The sequence below is a fragment of the Actinotalea sp. Marseille-Q4924 genome (genome assembly GCF_916618755.1).
Lineage (GTDB): Bacteria > Actinomycetota > Actinomycetes > Actinomycetales > Cellulomonadaceae > Actinotalea.
This window is the reverse complement of sequence record NZ_CAKAKB010000003.1, coordinates 774,039-789,239: the sequence shown is the minus strand read 5'-3', so window position 1 is coordinate 789,239 and position 15,201 is coordinate 774,039. Positions and strand designations below refer to the sequence as shown.

Annotated in this window: 17 protein-coding genes; 1 reads left to right on the top strand and 16 read right to left on the bottom strand. The window is 74.4% G+C overall.

All coding sequences use genetic code 11. The features are described from left to right. Positions 1–67: 67 nt before the first annotated feature. The 7 genes from LG379_RS10375 to pdxT all read right to left on the bottom strand — a co-directional run bounded on the left by LG379_RS10375 (position 68) and on the right by pdxT (position 4,979). Complete coding sequence (locus LG379_RS10375) at positions 68–598, bottom strand: adenine phosphoribosyltransferase (protein WP_225754463.1); 531 nt, start codon at positions 596–598, stop codon at positions 68–70. A 34-nt stretch (positions 599–632) separates the two neighbouring features. After that, positions 633–1,007 carry a preprotein translocase subunit YajC gene (yajC, locus tag LG379_RS10370; protein ID WP_225754462.1) on the bottom strand — a complete coding sequence of 125 codons (375 nt, stop codon included), beginning with the start codon at positions 1,005–1,007 and terminating at the stop codon, positions 633–635. A 139-nt stretch (positions 1,008–1,146) separates the two neighbouring features. Further along, positions 1,147–2,175, bottom strand: a complete 1,029-nt coding sequence (gene ruvB / locus LG379_RS10365) for a Holliday junction branch migration DNA helicase RuvB (RefSeq protein ID WP_225754461.1) — start codon at positions 2,173–2,175, stop codon at positions 1,147–1,149. After that, the gene (gene ruvA, locus LG379_RS10360) at positions 2,168–2,779 is read right to left on the bottom strand and encodes a Holliday junction branch migration protein RuvA (RefSeq protein ID WP_225754460.1); all 612 of its coding nucleotides are present in this window, start codon (positions 2,777–2,779) and stop codon (positions 2,168–2,170) included. Before ruvA ends, ruvB begins: the two co-directional genes overlap by 8 nt. A gap of 133 nt (positions 2,780–2,912) precedes the next feature. Beyond that, a complete protein-coding gene (gene ruvC, locus LG379_RS10355) occupies positions 2,913–3,506 on the bottom strand; it encodes a crossover junction endodeoxyribonuclease RuvC (protein ID WP_225754459.1) in 594 nt (197 codons plus the stop codon). Positions 3,507–3,573: 67 nt separating this feature from the next. Next, positions 3,574–4,335, bottom strand: a complete 762-nt coding sequence (locus tag LG379_RS10350; protein WP_225754458.1) for a YebC/PmpR family DNA-binding transcriptional regulator — start codon at positions 4,333–4,335, stop codon at positions 3,574–3,576. 11 nt (positions 4,336–4,346) lie between these two features. Continuing rightward, positions 4,347–4,979 (bottom strand): pyridoxal 5'-phosphate synthase glutaminase subunit PdxT, encoded by a 633-nt coding sequence (pdxT, locus tag LG379_RS10345; RefSeq protein WP_225754457.1) that lies wholly within the window; start codon positions 4,977–4,979, stop codon positions 4,347–4,349. Positions 4,980–5,020: 41 nt separating this feature from the next. Here pdxT and kynU point away from each other — a divergent pair, with 41 nt between their 5' ends. Further along, positions 5,021–6,271: a kynureninase gene (kynU, locus tag LG379_RS10340; protein ID WP_225754456.1), complete on the top strand. Its 1,251-nt coding sequence runs from the start codon at positions 5,021–5,023 to the stop codon at positions 6,269–6,271. A 30-nt stretch (positions 6,272–6,301) separates the two neighbouring features. On the opposite strand, the gene LG379_RS10335 is transcribed toward kynU, so the two are convergent. The 9 genes from LG379_RS10335 to thrS form a co-directional block, all read right to left on the bottom strand. After that, positions 6,302–6,880, bottom strand: a complete 579-nt coding sequence (locus tag LG379_RS10335; protein WP_225754455.1) for an NUDIX hydrolase — start codon at positions 6,878–6,880, stop codon at positions 6,302–6,304. Further along, positions 6,877–7,788, bottom strand: a complete 912-nt coding sequence (gene pdxS / locus LG379_RS10330) for a pyridoxal 5'-phosphate synthase lyase subunit PdxS (RefSeq protein ID WP_370634494.1) — start codon at positions 7,786–7,788, stop codon at positions 6,877–6,879. The genes LG379_RS10335 and pdxS overlap by 4 nt, the downstream gene beginning before the upstream one ends. A 71-nt stretch (positions 7,789–7,859) precedes the next feature. After that, positions 7,860–9,038, bottom strand: coding sequence for a PrsW family intramembrane metalloprotease (locus tag LG379_RS10325; RefSeq protein WP_225754453.1), 1,179 nt, complete (start codon positions 9,036–9,038; stop codon positions 7,860–7,862). Continuing rightward, positions 9,035–9,661, bottom strand: a complete 627-nt coding sequence (locus LG379_RS10320; RefSeq protein WP_225754452.1) for a hypothetical protein — start codon at positions 9,659–9,661, stop codon at positions 9,035–9,037. The genes LG379_RS10325 and LG379_RS10320 overlap by 4 nt, the downstream gene beginning before the upstream one ends. Further along, positions 9,658–10,860 (bottom strand): glycosyltransferase family 4 protein, encoded by a 1,203-nt coding sequence (locus LG379_RS10315; RefSeq protein ID WP_370634493.1) that lies wholly within the window; start codon positions 10,858–10,860, stop codon positions 9,658–9,660. The genes LG379_RS10320 and LG379_RS10315 overlap by 4 nt, the downstream gene beginning before the upstream one ends. Then, complete coding sequence (locus tag LG379_RS10310) at positions 10,857–11,822, bottom strand: phosphatidylinositol mannoside acyltransferase (protein WP_225754451.1); 966 nt, start codon at positions 11,820–11,822, stop codon at positions 10,857–10,859. Before LG379_RS10310 ends, LG379_RS10315 begins: the two co-directional genes overlap by 4 nt. After that, positions 11,819–12,442: a phosphatidylinositol phosphate synthase gene (gene pgsA / locus LG379_RS10305; RefSeq protein WP_370634492.1), complete on the bottom strand. Its 624-nt coding sequence runs from the start codon at positions 12,440–12,442 to the stop codon at positions 11,819–11,821. Before pgsA ends, LG379_RS10310 begins: the two co-directional genes overlap by 4 nt. Next, positions 12,442–13,029, bottom strand: coding sequence for an HIT domain-containing protein (locus LG379_RS10300; RefSeq protein WP_225754450.1), 588 nt, complete (start codon positions 13,027–13,029; stop codon positions 12,442–12,444). Before LG379_RS10300 ends, pgsA begins: the two co-directional genes overlap by 1 nt. Before the next feature lie 2 nt (positions 13,030–13,031). Further along, the gene (gene thrS / locus LG379_RS10295) at positions 13,032–15,029 is read right to left on the bottom strand and encodes a threonine--tRNA ligase (protein WP_225754449.1); all 1,998 of its coding nucleotides are present in this window, start codon (positions 15,027–15,029) and stop codon (positions 13,032–13,034) included. Between the last annotated feature and the right edge of the window lie 172 nt (positions 15,030–15,201).

The following is a 15,201-nucleotide window of genomic DNA, read 5'->3' as shown; positions in this document are numbered from 1 at the left end:
CTCCCCGCCGTGGTCAGACGGTCGATTCTAGTCGCGCTGCATGGACCGGCGCCGCGCCGGTCGGGGCTCAGAAGCCGACGAGGACGTCGAGCCGCTGCCCGTCCAGCTTCTCCCGCCCGTGCAGGAAGGTCAGCTCCATGAGGAAGCTCAGCCCCACGACCTCCCCGCCGGTGCGGCCGATGAGCTCGACGGTCGCGGCGGCGGTCCCGCCGGTCGCCAGCACGTCGTCGACGACGAGCACCCGCGCGCCGTGCCCGATGGTGTCCGCGTGGACCTCCAGCACGGCGCTGCCGTACTCGAGGTCGTAGGCGCCCGTGACCGTCTCCCGCGGGAGCTTGCCCGCCTTGCGGGCCGGGATGAAGCCCGCGCCGAGCGCTGCGGCGACGGGCGCACCGAGGATGAAGCCGCGGGCCTCCATGCCGACCACCAGGTCCACCCGACCCGGGGCCGTCCCGGCCATGTGGTCCACGACCGCCCGGAACACCGGGCCGTCGGCCAGGAGCGGGGTGATGTCCTTGAAGACCACCCCCGGCTCGGGGTAGTCGGGCACGTCGTGGATGAGCTCACGGACGCGCTCGACGAGCTGGTCCTCGGTCATGGCTGGTCTCCTGGTGGCGGGCCGGTGGTGCGCGTCAGCGACGGTCGACGTCGTCGGGGTCGCGCGGCTCCGCGGTGAGGCTGGACGCGTCGTCCGGAACGGTGCCGACGGGGCGGTCGGTCTCGTCGTCGTGGTCGTCCTCGAGCTCGTCGTCGACCACGGGCGGCTCGACCACCTTGGCGATGGCCGCGCGCAGCCACCGGCTCGTCACGCCCGGGGACGTCTCGAGGGTGATGACGTCGGCCTCGACCGCCACGACGGTGCCGAACAGCCCGGAGCCGGTCATGACCTCCTGACCCGGCGCCAGGTTCTCCCGGAACGAGGCGGCCTCCTTCTGCATCTTCCGCGTGCGCCTCGTCATGAGCCAGAGGAAGCCGAAGGCGAGCAGGAGGGGCAGGACCAGTTCCATGGTGTCTCTTTCGTCCGGGGGTGACCTCGGCGAGTCTAACGACGGAGGTGCGGCGATCGTTCGCCCGTGTCACGCGCGCCGAGCGGCGCGGCCGGACCCACCGGGGCACCCTCGACACGGGGTGCCCGGGCCCCGGGCCTCAGGCGAAGAGCGTCGGTGCCGTGGGCGGCGGGCGCAGGTGCAGGTGCTGCCACGTCCGGGTCGTGGCCACCCGGCCGCGCGGCGTCCGGCCCATGAGCCCCTCGCGCACGAGGAACGGCTCCGCCACGGTCTCGACCGTCTCCGGCTCCTCCCCGACGGCGACAGCGAGCGTCGTCAGGCCCACCGGTCCCCCGCCGAAGCGGACGCAGAGGGCGTGCAGCACCGCCCGGTCCAGCCGGTCCAGGCCGATCTCGTCGACCTCGTAGACCTCCAGGGCGGCACGCGCCGCCGCCCGGTCCAGCGTGCCGTCGCCGCGGACCTGCGCCCAGTCCCGCACGCGGCGCAGCAGGCGGTTGGCGATACGCGGCGTGCCGCGGGAGCGCCGCGCGATCTCGTTCGCCGCCGCGCGGTGCAGGTCCACCCCGAGCAGGCCGGCGGACCGCACGAGCACCTGGACGAGCTCGTCGTCGTCGTAGAACTCCAGGTGGCCGGTGAAGCCGAAGCGGTCCCGCAACGGGGCCGGGAGCAGACCGGCCCGCGTCGTCGCACCGACGACCGTGAACGGCGGCAGGGTGAGGCCGATCGCGTTGGCGCCCGCGCCCTTGCCGACGACGACGTCGACGCGGAAGTCCTCCATCGCGACGTACAGCAGCTCCTCGGCCGGTCGCGCGATGCGGTGGATCTCGTCGAGGAAGAGCACCTCCCCTTCCTCCAGCGAGGAGAGGACGGCCGCGAGGTCACCCGCGTGCTGGATGGCGGGTCCGGAGGTGATCCGGACCGAGGTGCCGAGCTCCGCCGCGATGATCATGGCGAGCGTGGTCTTGCCCAGGCCGGGAGGGCCCGACAGCAGCACGTGGTCGGGCGCGCGGCCCCGCGCGAGGGCCGCCTCGAGCACCAGGCCGAGCTGGTCGCGGACGACGCGCTGGCCGACGAACTCGTCGAGCCGCTTCGGTCGCAGCGCGGCCTCCGCGGCGCGCTCGACGTCCTCGGCACCGGCCGACACCAGGCGCTCGAGCCCCTCAGCCACGACCGCCCCCCAGCACGCGCAGCGCGCCGCGGAGGACGGCCGAGACGTCCTCCGCGTGGACGGTCTGGTCCGTCGGGACCACGGCGGCGACGGCGTCGTCGGCGGCCTTGACGTTCCAGCCCAGCCCGACGAGCGCGTCGACGACCTGCGCACGCTGGTCGCCCGCACCGGCCGGGACGGCCACCCCGCCGTCGGTGGTGCCCGGCGCGCCGAGCCGGTCGGTGAGCTCGAGCACGATGCGCTGTGCGCCCTTGCGGCCGATGCCGGGCACCCGCTGCAGGGCGGTGAGGTCCTCGCCCGCGACCGCGCGGCGCAGCGCGTCCGGCGTGTGGACGGCCAGCATCGCCAGGGCGAGCCGCGGGCCGACGCCGCTGACCGTCTGGAGCGTCTCGAAGACGTCGCGCTCGTCGTCGTCGGCGAACCCGAAGAGGGTCAGCGAGTCCTCGCGCACGACGAGCGTCGAGGCGAGCCGAGCCTCCTCGCCCACGCGCAGGCCGGCGAGCGTCGTCGGTGTCGCGTACGCGAGCATCCCGACGCCGCCCACGTCGACCACGGCGGCGTCCAGCCGTACGGCGAGGACGCGTCCCCGGATGCTCGCGATCACTGCGCCTCCTGCCCTCGACGGGCCGGTGCCCGTCGCGACGCGAGCGCACCAGGACCCGAACACCTGTACGAGCGGTCACCGTAGCAGGCGGCCGACGGTCCGGGCGGACGGCGCACCGGCACCCGGCCGGGTCCTAGCGTCCGCGCCGCGCCGCTGCCTCGGCGACCGCCCACGCGCGCTGCGCGGGGGTCGCGGAGGCGGTGGTCCGCGTCGGCGCGGCCACCTCCCCGGCGGCCGTGCCCGACGTCCGCGCCGCGACCGGGCGCCAGAGGTGACAGATGCCGAGGGCCAGGGCGTCCGCCGCGTCCGCCGGGGACGGCAAGGCGTCGAGCCCGAGGATGCGCGCCACCATGAGCTGGACCTGTGCCTTGGGTGCGCGACCGTTGCCGGTGACCGCCGCCTTGACCTCGCTCGGCGTGTGGAGGACGACCGGCAGCCCTCGCCGCGCGGCCGCGACCATGACGACCCCGGAGACCTGCGCCGTGCCCATGACGGTCCGGACGTTGTGCTGGGCGAACACGCGCTCGACGGCGACGCCGTCCGGACGGTGCCGGTCCAGCCACCGCTCCACCTCGGCCCCGATGGTGAGCAGGCGCTCGGCGGGGTCCGCGTCCGCGTCCGAGCGGGCCACGCCGACCTCGACGAGGTGCACCCGGCGTCCGGGTGCCGACTCGACGACGCCGAGTCCGCACCGGGTCAGCCCGGGGTCCACTCCCAGCACGCGCACCGGGCCAGTCTCCCAGCCTCGCGCGCGCCGGGCGGCACCGACGCGCCCGCCGGCGGCGGACGGGGTGTCAGTCCTCGTCGTCCAGCTGCGCCATGACCTCGTCGGAGGCGTCGAAGTTCGCGAAGACCTCCTGGACGTCGTCGCTGTCCTCGAGCGCGTCGATGAGCCGCAGGATCTTGCGGGCGCCCTCGACGTCGACCTCGACCTGCGTCGCGGGGACGAACTGCGCCTCGGCGGAGTCGTAGTCGATCCCGGCCTCCTGCAGCGCCGTGCGGACCGCGACGACGTCGGTCGCCTCGCTCATCACCTCGAAGGCCTCGCCGAGGTCGTTGACCTCCTCGGCGCCCGCATCCAGGACGGCCGCCAGCACGTCGTCCTCCGTGAGGCCGTCCGACTTCGGCACGACGACGACGCCGCGGCGGGAGAAGAGGTAGGACACCGAGCCGGGGTCCGCCATGGTGCCGCCGTTGCGCGTGAAGGCGACGCGGACGTCGGAGGCGGCGCGGTTGCGGTTGTCTGTGAGGCACTCGACGAGGACGGCGACGCCGCCGGGGCCGTAGCCCTCGTACATGATCGTCTGGTAGTCGGCGCCGCCGGCCTCCTGGCCGGATCCCCGCTTGACCGCGCGGTCGATGTTGTCGTTCGGGACCGAGGACTTCTTGGCCTTCTGGATCGCGTCGAAGAGGGTCGGGTTGCCGGCCGGGTCACCGCCGCCGACGCGGGCCGCCACCTCGACGTTCTTGATGAGCTTCGCGAAGAGCTTGCTGCGCCGCGCGTCGACGACGGCCTTCTTGTGCTTCGTGGTGGCCCACTTGGAGTGACCCGACATACCCGTACCCCTCAACCACGCTCGGAGACGATCTGGACGAACAGGCGATGCAGACGCAGGTCCCCCGTGATCTCCGGGTGGAAGGAGGTCGCCATGACGTCGCGCTCGCGCACCGCCACGATCCTACCGGCGGCCTCCCCGCTGCCCACGCGGGCGAGGACCTGCACGCCCGGCCCCACCTCCTCGACCCAGGGCGCCCGGATGAACACCGCGTGCACGGGCCGCTCGACGCTGTCCTCGACGCCGTCGACGACGAGGTCCGTCTCGAAGGAGTCGACCTGGCGGCCGAACGCGTTCCGGCGGACCGTGACGTCCAGGCCGCCGATCGTGGCCTGCCCCGGCGCACCGCCGGCCAGGCGGTCCGCGAGGAGGATCATCCCGGCGCACGACCCGTACGCCGGCAGCCCGCCGCGCACCGCGTCCTGCAGCGGCTGGAAGAGCCCGAACGTCCGCAGGAGCTTCTCGATGGTGGTCGACTCCCCGCCGGGCACGACGATCCCGTCCACCTCGGCCAGCTCGCTCTCGCGTCGCACGGCGACGGTGCGCGCGCCGGACGCCTCCAGCGCCGCTCGGTGCTCGCGCACGTCGCCCTGCAGCGCGAGGACGCCGAGCGTGGGGGGACGGGAGGAGTCGGCCGGGGTCACGGCCGACGATCCTACGGCCCGCCGTCTCCTATCCTCCGGTCATGACCGCCCACGACGACGTCGTCGACGCCCTGGCCGTGCGCGCCGCCGAGCTCGACGACGCGCACGCCTCGACGGACCGCCGCGACCGCTTCACCCTCCCCGAGGGCGTCGTGTACCTCGACGGCAACTCCCTCGGCGCGCTGCAGCGGCACGTCCCCGCGGTGCTCGCCGACGTCGTCCGCCGCCAGTGGGGTGCCGACCTCGTCACGTCCTGGAACGTCCACGGGTGGTGGGACGCGCCGACCCGCGTGGGCGACCGGATCGCCCCGCTCGTGGGTGCGGCGCCGGGCCAGGTCGTCGTCGGCGACTCCACGACCGTCGCCCTGCACCAGACGCTCGGCGCCGCCCTGCGCCTGCGTCCGGGCCGCCGTGCCGTCGTGACGGACCCGGCGTCCTTCCCGACCGACCTCTACGTCGTCGCGGGGCTCGCCGCCGAGCACGGCCTGGAGGTGCTGCATGCCTCGCCGCCGGACGTGCCGGACCTGCTGCGCCGGCGCGGGGACGACGTCGCCGTCGTCGTCCTGTCGCACGTCGACTTCCGCACGGGCGAGCTGTGGGACCTGCCCGGCATCACCGGTGCCGCGCACGTCGCCGGTGCCCTCGCGCTGTGGGACCTCAGCCACACCGCCGGGGCGGTGCCCGTCGGTCTGGACGAGCACGGCGTCGACCTCGCCGTCGGCTGCGGGTACAAGTACCTGTGCGGCGGGCCGGGCGCGCCGGCGTTCACGTACGTGGCCCGCCGCCACCAGGACGACTACCGCCCGCCGGTGCAGGGCTGGAACGGCCACGCCGAGCCGTTCGCGATGGCGGCGGAGCACCGCTTCGCCGACGGCGTCGCGCGCGCCCGGATCGGCACGCCGCCGATGCTGTCGCTGCTCGCGCTCGACGCCGCCCTGGACCTCTTCGACGACCTGCCGATCGAGGCCGTCCGCGCCAGGTCCCTCTCGCTCACCGGCTTCCTCGCCGACGCGCTCGGCGCCCTCGTGCCCGAGGCCGAGCTCGTGACGCCGCGCGACGACGCGCGCCGCGGCTCCCACGTCAGCGTCGCTCACCCGCGGGCGTACGGCCTCGTCCAGGCGCTCATCGCCCGCGGCGTCGTCGGCGACTACCGGGAGCCCGGGCTCGCCCGCCTCGGCGTGGCGGCGCCCTACCTGTCCCACGCCCAGATGCTCCGGGCGGCACTGGAGGCGCGGGCGGTGCTCGACCGTGGCGAGGAGAGTGCGCACCGCGACCGGGCGACGGTCACCTGACCGCGCCGGCGCACGCGACGACCGCGGGCGTCACGCCTGGTCGGGCAGCACCCTCGTCACGCCGTCCCAGCCGCCGAGCAGAGCCCTGACGACCGAGACGAGCGGCGCGGGGAAGATCTCCTCACGCACCTGATCCAGCTCGTCGAGGTGCCACCAGCGCACCTCGTCCATGAACCCGCGCTCCACGTCGGTCCACCCGGCCGTCGTGACGGCCTCGGGGCGCGTGACCCGGGCGAGGAAGAACTCCTCGTCCTGACGGACCGTGCGGCGCCAGAAGTCGAAGACGGCGCGTCGCCGGAGGACGGGGCCGACGAGGTCGCTCGCGGCGACCCGCAGCCCCGTCTCCTCGAACAGCTCCCGAGCGGCGGCGTCGTGCGCCGACTCCCCCGCGTCGATGCCACCGCCGACGGTGAACCACCACGTCCGCTCCGGCTGGTCGACGTCGTGACCGCGCACGAGCAGCACCCGGTCGTGCTCGTCGAGCAGGATGACGCGGGCGCCACGGCGGAACGGCACGCCGTCCTCACCCACGACCCAGTCGGGCCCGAGCTGGGTGGGTCCGGGCGAGCCGTCGCCGGCCGGGCCCTGTGGCCAGGCCTCCGGCCTCACCAGCCGCGCTCGGCGAGGCGGTGCGGGGCCGGGACCTCCTCGACGTTGATCCCGACCATGGCCTCGCCCAGACCGCGGGAGACCTTCGCGATGACGTCGGGGTCGTCGTAGAAGGTGGTCGCCTTGACGATCGCGGCCGCGCGCTCGGCGGGGTTGCCGGACTTGAAGATGCCGGAGCCGACGAACACGCCCTCGGCGCCGAGCTGCATCATCATCGCGGCGTCGGCGGGGGTCGCGATCCCGCCCGCGGTGAAGAGCACCACGGGGAGCTTGCCCGTCGCCGCGACCTCCTTGACGAGCTCGTACGGCGCCTGCAGCTCCTTCGCGGCGACGAACAGCTCGTCCTCCGGAAGCGCCGTGAGGGCCTTGATCTGCTGCCGCAACGTGCGCATGTGGGTCGTCGCGTTCGACACGTCGCCGGTACCGGCCTCGCCCTTGGAGCGGATCATCGCCGCGCCCTCGGTGATGCGGCGCAGCGCCTCCCCCAGGTTCGTCGCACCGCACACGAACGGCACGGTGAACTGCCACTTGTCGATGTGGTGGGCGTAGTCCGCCGGGGTCAGCACCTCGGACTCGTCGACGTAGTCGACGCCGAGCGACTGCAGCACCTGCGCCTCGACGAAGTGCCCGATCCGCGCCTTCGCCATGACCGGGATCGACACGGTCCCGATGATCTGGTCGATGAGGTCCGGGTCGCTCATCCGCGCGACGCCGCCCTGGGCGCGGATGTCCGCCGGCACGCGCTCCAGCGCCATGACGGCGACGGCGCCTGCGTCCTCGGCGATGCGCGCCTGCTCGGCGGTGACCACGTCCATGATCACGCCACCCTTGAGCATCTCGGCCATGCCGCGCTTCACCTTCGCGGTGCCGATGACGTTCGGGGTGCTCTCGGTGTTCTCGGTCGGCACGTCAGTCCTTGCTCGTCGCGTGCGCATCGTGCGCAGGGGGTGGTCGCGGCGTCCGCCGCGGCCCTCCCATCCTAGACGGCGAGCCGTCGGCGGAGCTCCTGCCTCAGCAGGTCCAGCTCAGCCAGCAGCGCCGCCTCGTCGTCGCGTCCGGCCCACCACCGGGCCCGGTCCGTCGCCACGCGGTGGCGGTGGTGGGCCAGCCTCGACGCGGTCCCCTGGAACATCCGCATCGCGGCGACCGCCCGCACCCCGCCGCGGTCGCGCGCCCACCGGCGAGCGGCGCGCCGCGCCGGCAGCGAGGTGAGCATGCGGAGCTCCTGCGGGGCGAGCCAGCCGGCCGCCGCGTACCGGGCGAGCTCCTCGCGCACGAGGCGCGCCTCGGCCCGCCGCAGCCACACCACGAGTCCGACGGCGGCGAGGAAGAGCGGCACCTGGACCGTGACGTACACCGAGACGAACGAGGCATCGGTACCGAGGGTCGCCGAGCCGTTCCACAGCGCGTGCAGGGCCACGGCGACGACCAGTCCCCCGACGAACGCGCCGATCCACGCCCCGGCCGACCGGCGCGCGGCCCAGCCGAGCGCCAGCCCGACCGCGGCCGTGAAGACGACGTGGGCGAACGGGGACATCACGGCACGCAGGACGAAGACGACGGCGACGGCCTCGCCGCCGTCGGCGACCGCCGCCGACTCCGAGACGGCCTGCCCGAAGTAGAGGATGTTCTCCACGAATGCGAAGCCCGCCGCGACGGTCGCGGCGTACACGACGCCGTCCACCGGTCCGTCGAACCAGCGCCGCCACACGAGGAAGAGGAGCAGCACGCCGAGGGCCTTGATGCCCTCCTCGACGACGGGCGCGACGACGGTCGCCGTCAGCGCACCGGCGCGCAGGTCGTCCAGGCCGACGACGAGCAGCGCCGTCTGCGCCCCGGAGTTGATCACCAGCGCGACGAGCACGGACACCGACGCGCCCCAGCCGAAGGCGACCGCCAGAGCCGGCCACGGCTCGGGCTCCCACCGGTCCACCCACAGCACGGTGCCGAGCACCGCGGCGAGCGGGACGAGGGCCAGGACGGTCGCGACAGGGAACGCGGGCGGCCCCACCATGAAGCCGACGAGACCGACCGCCACGAGCGTCAGCACACCGAGGACGACGGCGGCCAGGACGGTGCCGACGCCGGGACGGGAGCGCCGCGCGTCCACCGGGACGGGCGGCGGGAGCCACGGCGCCGTCGGGCCGGCTCCGCTCATCCGACGTGCCCCGGGCGGGGCAGCCCGTCCGGCCAGTCGTCGTCGATCTCCACCGTCCGCGGCATGGCCGCGCGGCCGTGCAGCCGCAGCACCCGCACGAGCGCCTTGCGACGGACCCGCTGCGTCTGGGCGACCGCCTCGTTGTGGAAGCGGCGCGCGAGCTGGACGCGGTACCAGGACGCCGCCAGGGAGGTGAGGAGCTCACCGACGAGCTCGTCGGCGTCGAGCGCGCGCACCTCGTCCGGGTCCGCGAGGGCCGTCCGCAGCGTGAGGGACAGGTCGCTCTCCGCGACCTCCCGCTCGCGCGCGCCGGGAAGTCGTTCGCACGGGTCACCCGGCGGGTGCGGGGTCACCCCGAGCAGCTCGCCGTCACCGCGACCGCCGACCGCCAGCGCCGACCAGGCGGCATCGGCGAGCAGGACGCTGCTCGCCGGGTCCAGGACGCCCGCGGCGGCGATCTCGGCCGCGGCCGACGCCCGCCGGACGAGCTGGTGGTCCAGCGCCTGGCGGGACGAGGCCACCTTGCGGTGCAGGCGGTCCAGCCGGTTGGCGGCGAGCCACACGAACCACACCAGCAGCAGCAGCGCGGCGACGACGACCACCGCGACCTCGGACCACGTCATCGGTCACCCCGCAGGCCGGCCCAGCGGGTCCGCCGGGAACGCGGGTCCTCGCCCACGCGGACCCGGGGTCCGACGCCCGACAGGACCGTCTCGTACACCGTGAGCACCTGCTCGGTGACGGTCGACCAGTCGTACCGGCGCACGACCTGCGAGCCACGCCCGACCACGCGCTCGCGCAGCGCCGGGTCCTCGACGACGCGGACCAGGGTCCGCGCGAGGTCGTCGCCGTCCCCGGTCCGGAAGAGCACGCCGGCGTTGCCGTCGTCCAGGACGCGCCGGAACGCCCCCAGGTCGCTCGCCACGACCGCGGTCCCGGCGCTCATCGCCTCGACCAGGACGATGCCGAAGCTCTCGCCGCCGGTCTGGGGCGCGACGTACACGTCGACCGACCGCAGCAGCGCGGCCTTCTCCTCGTCGGTGATCCCGCCGAGGAACTCGACGGACCCGGCGTGCTCCCCGAGCGCCTCCCGGGCCTCCGCAGCCCCCGTGTCGCCCCGCCCGGCGACGAGGAACCGTGCGCCCGGGTGCGCGGCCAGCACCTGCGGGACCGCGGAGGTGAGGACGGGCAGCCCCTTGCGGGGCTCGTCGAGCCGGCCCAGGAACGCGATCGTCGGCGCCTGCGGGGTGCCGGTCCAGCGGGGGTCCGGCTGCGCCCGCTCGAACGGGTCGACGAACACCCCGTTGGGGATGACGACGGCGTCGCCGCCGAGGTGCTCCACGAGCGTCCGCCGGGCGTCCTCCGAGACCGCGATGCGCGCCGAGATCTTCTCCAGGCTGGGCCGGACCACGGGGTAGGCCATCTGCAGGGCACGGGACCGGATGAGCGCGGTGTGGAACGTCGCGACGATCGGTCCCTCCGCGATCCACAGCGCCAGCATCCCCAGGCTCGGCGTCACCGGCTCGTGCAGGTGCAGCACGTCGAAGTCGCCGGCCGCCAGCCAGCGACGGACACGGGCCGCGCTGAGCGGACCGAACGTCATCCGCGCGACGGCCCCGTTGTAGCGGACCGGGACGGACCTGCCCGCGGTCGTCATCTGCACCGGGACGGGGGTGTCGTCGTCGGCGGGCGCGAGGATCGAGACGGTGTGCCCCCGCGCCTCGAGCGCGTGCGCGAGGTCCCGGACGTGGAACTGGACACCCCCGGGCACGTCGAACGAGTACGGGCACACGATCCCGATCCTCAGGGACCGGTCGATCACGTGTCGGCCCCCGGTTGCGTGAGCGCCGCGTAGCGGCTCGGGTCCAGGTCGGCCACGAACACGCGCTGCAGCATGTGCCACTGCGTGGGGTCCGCGGCGATGTCGGCCGCCAGCACGTCCACCCACGCCTGGGTCAGCGCCGCGACACGGGCCGTCCGGTCGGTCCCCTCGGGCACGGAGACAGGAGCGTGGAAACGGATGACGACGCCCCACCGCGAGCCGGCCGCCCGGCGTCGCGCCCCGCGCAGCCGCTCGTGCTGGACCGTGACGGGCAGGAGCGGCGCGCCGGTGGTGACGGCCAGCGCCGCCGGTCCGGCCGCGACCCGGGCGCGCTCGCCGAACAGGTCCACCTCGACCCCGCGCGCGGTGAGGTCCCGGTCCGCGAGCAGCGGGACGAGCAGCCCGCCGCCGCGCACCGCCCGGACCAGCTCCCGGAACACCTGGCCGCCGTCGTCCAGCGGCAGGATCCGCAGGCCGATCCCCTCCCGCAGGCGGACGAACTCCTCGAACACCTCGGCGGGCTCGAGCCGCTCGGCGACCGTGAGGACGGGAGCGAGGGCACGGGTCGCCCACGCGCCCGCCAGGTCCCAGTTCCCCTGGTGGGACAGCGCGAGCACCAGGCTCGTCCCGTCCTCCAGCAGCGGTCGCAGGTTCTCCAGGCCCTCGGCGCGCACCCGGGCCTGCATCGTCTCCCAGGGCAGCCGCGCGAGGGTGAAGGTCTCGGCGTAGTAGCGCAGGTAGGAGCGCATGCCGGCGCGGCTCAGGCGGCGCAGCTCACGCGGGGACGCGCCGGGCCGGGCGCGCCGGACGTTGGCCTCGAGGCGCCGGACCCCCGCGCCGTGCCGGAGCCACGCGACGTCCGCCGCGACGTGCATCGCGCCGCGCACGACCGGCTCCGGCAGGCGCGACGCGAGGTGCCAGCCGGCCGGCAGCAGGCGCGCCGTGTCGATCCCGCGGCTCACGGCGTGGTCGCCGATCCGCCGGCGGCGAGGAACTGGCGCCGCACGTGCACGACGCGCTGCACGACCGTGACGAGGCTGGCCAGCGCCAGCACGCCGAGGACGACGGTGAGGACGGCCGAGGGCAGGCCGAGGCCGACGAACGCCGTCGTCGTCAGCACGACGACGAGCCGGTCCGCGCGCTCGGCGATCCCGACGTCCGCGCGCATCCCGAGCCCCTCGGCGCGCGCCCGGGCGTAGGGCACGATCGAGCCGAGCACCAGGCAGGCGAGGGCCAGCACGGCGCCGACCGGGTCGTCCCCGCGCTCGGCCAGGTACAGCACCAGTCCGGCGAAGATCGCGCCGTCGCCGAAGCGGTCGAGGGTCGAGTCGAGGAAGGCGCCCCAGCTGCTGGTCCGGCCGGACCGGCGCGCCATCGTCCCGTCGAGCAGGTCCGACAGGACGAACACGGTGATGACCAGCGTGCCGACGAAGAGGTGGCCGAGCGGGTAGAGGCTCAGCGCGGCGACGACGACGCCGATGGTCCCGAGCACCGTCACGGCGTCGGGCGAGACGCCGGCGCGCAGCAGCGCGTCCGCGACGGGGTCGACCACGCGCGCGACGACCCTGCGGAGCCGGCGCATCAGGCGTCCGTCCCGTCGGTGGGCCAGGCCGCCGCGAGCCGCTCACGCGTGTCCCCGAGCAGCTCCGGCATGGCCTTGGTGCGCGCGACGATGGGGAGGAAGTTGCTGTCCCCCGCCCACCGCGGGACGACGTGCTGGTGCAGGTGGGCCGCGATGCCCGCCCCCGCGACAGCGCCCTGGTTCATCCCCAGGTTGAACCCGTGCGGCGCCATCACCTCCCGCAGGACCCCCATCGCGGTGCGGGTCAGGGCCGACACCTCCGACACCTCCGCCTCGGTGAGCTCCGTGTAGTCCGCGACGTGGCGGTACGGGACGAGCATGAGGTGCCCGGAGTTGTACGGGTACAGGTTGAGCACCGCGAAGCACGTGCGCCCGCGGGCCACCACGAGCGCCGCGGCGTCGTCGTCCGTCGCGGCGGCACGGCAGAACGGGCAGGTCGCCTCACCGGCGTCGCTCGGCTTGTCCTGGCCGCCGATGTAGACCATGCGGTGCGGCGTCCACAGCCGCCCGAAGCCGTCCGGCTCCCCCGCGAGGTCACCGGCGTCCTGGAGGTCCGCGCCGCCCCCGTCGCTCCCCCGGTCCGCCACGGTCAGACCTGCGCGCGCGTGCGGACGGCGTCGACCACCCGGCGGACCGCCTCGTCGACCGGCACGCCGTTGTCCTGGCGGCCGTCGCGGTACCGGAAGGAGACGGCACCGGCGGCCACGTCCTCGCCTCCGGCGATGAGGACGAACGGCACCTTCTGCGTGCTCGCGGTGCGGATCTTCTTGCCGAACCGGTCGTCGGACAGGTCGACCTCCGCGCGGATGCCCTCGGCGCGCAGCCGGGCGACGACGTCGGCGAGGTAGTCGTTGAACGGCTCCGCCACCGGGACGGCGACGACCTGGACCGGTGCCAGCCAGGCGGGGAAGGCCCCCGCGTAGTGCTCCAGAAGCACGCCGAAGAACCGCTCGATCGAGCCGAACAGGGCCCGGTGGATCATCACCGGGCGCTGCCGGCTGCCGTCCGGCGCGGTGTACTCGAGCTCGAACCGCTCCGGCAGGTTGAAGTCCAGCTGGATCGTCGACATCTGCCACGTCCGCCCGATCGCGTCCTTGGCCTGGACGGAGATCTTCGGGCCGTAGAACGCGGCACCGCCCGGGTCGTCGACGAGCTCGAGGTCCGAGGCGCGCGCGACCTCGCGGAGGGTCGCCGTCGCCTCCTCCCAGATCTCCTCGGAGCCGACCGACTTCTCGGGGTTGCGCGTGGACAGCTCGAGGTAGAAGTCGTCCAGGCCGTAGTCCTTGAGGAGCTCGAGCACGAACCGGAGCGTCCGCGTGAGCTCGTCATGCATCTGGTCGCGCGTGCAGTAGATGTGGGCGTCGTCCTGGGTCATGCCGCGGACCCGGGTGAGGCCGTGCACCACGCCGGACTTCTCGTACCGGTACACGCTGCCGAACTCGAACAGGCGCAGCGGGAGCTCGCGGTACGAGCGGCCGCGCGAGGCGAAGATCAGGTTGTGCATGGGGCAGTTCATCGGCTTGAGGTAGTAGTCCTGCCCCGGCTTGCGGACCGTGCCGTCCTCAGCGAGCTCCGCGTCGACGTGCATCGGCGGGAACATGCCGTCCGCGTACCAGTCCAGGTGACCGGACACCTCGTACAGCCGCGACTTCGTGATGTGCGGGGTGTTGACGAAGGAGTACCCGGCCGCGACGTGCTTGCGCCGCGAGTAGTCCTCCATCTCCATCCGCACGATGCCGCCTCGCGGGTGGAACACCGACAGGCCCGAGCCGAGCTCCTCCGGGAAGGAGAACAGGTCGAGCTCGGTGCCGAGCCGGCGGTGGTCGCGCCGCTCGGCCTCCGCGACGCGCTCGAGGTAGGCCTTGAGCTCGTCCTTCGTGGGCCACGCGGTGCCGTAGACGCGCTGCAGCTGCGGGTTCTTCTCCGAGCCGCGCCAGTAGGCCGCGGCGGTGCGCGTCAGCTGGAACCCGTTGGCGATGAGCCGGGTGCTGGGCAGGTGCGGCCCGCGGCACAGGTCCTGCCACGCCACGGAGCCGTCACGGCGCAGGTTCTGGTAGATGCTCAGACCGCCCTGGCCGACCTCGACGGCCGCGCCCTCGGTCGACGCGGCCGACCCCTTGATGCCGATGAGCTCGAGCTTGTACGGCTCGTCAGAGAGCTCGGCGCGCGCCTCGTCGTCGGACAGCTCCCAGCGTCGGAAGGTCTGGCCCTCCTTGACGATGCGCTGCATGACCTTCTCGAGAGCCTTGAGGTCCTCGGGGGTGAAGGGCGTGTCGACGTCGAAGTCGTAGTAGAAGCCGTCCGTCACGGGCGGGCCGATGCCGAGGCGTGCCTGCGGGTGCAGCTGCTGGACCGCCTGGGCGAGGACGTGGGCCGTGGAGTGCCGCAGCACCGCGAGACCGTCCGGGGAGTCGATGGTCACGGCCTCGACGTCCGCACCCGCCGCCAGCGGGGTCCCGAGGTCGACGAGCTCGCCGTCGACGCGCATGACGACGACGTCGCGGCGGTCGCGGTAGAGGTCCGTCCCCGAGGTGCCGTCCTCCAGCGTCCGTTCGACACCATCGGCGGTCAGGGTGATCTGTGGCACGTGCTCTCCTCGGTCTGGACGGCCCGACGATCGTACCGACGCGGGGCACCCGCGCCGGGCGCGCACGCGCCGCCGCCCCGACCCGGTGGTCGCCGTGGAGGGCACTGAGCCAGTCGAGTGACACCGCGGCGCGCGGTTGCTCCGCTCGCGGGTGAGACTCAGCCCCGCGCGT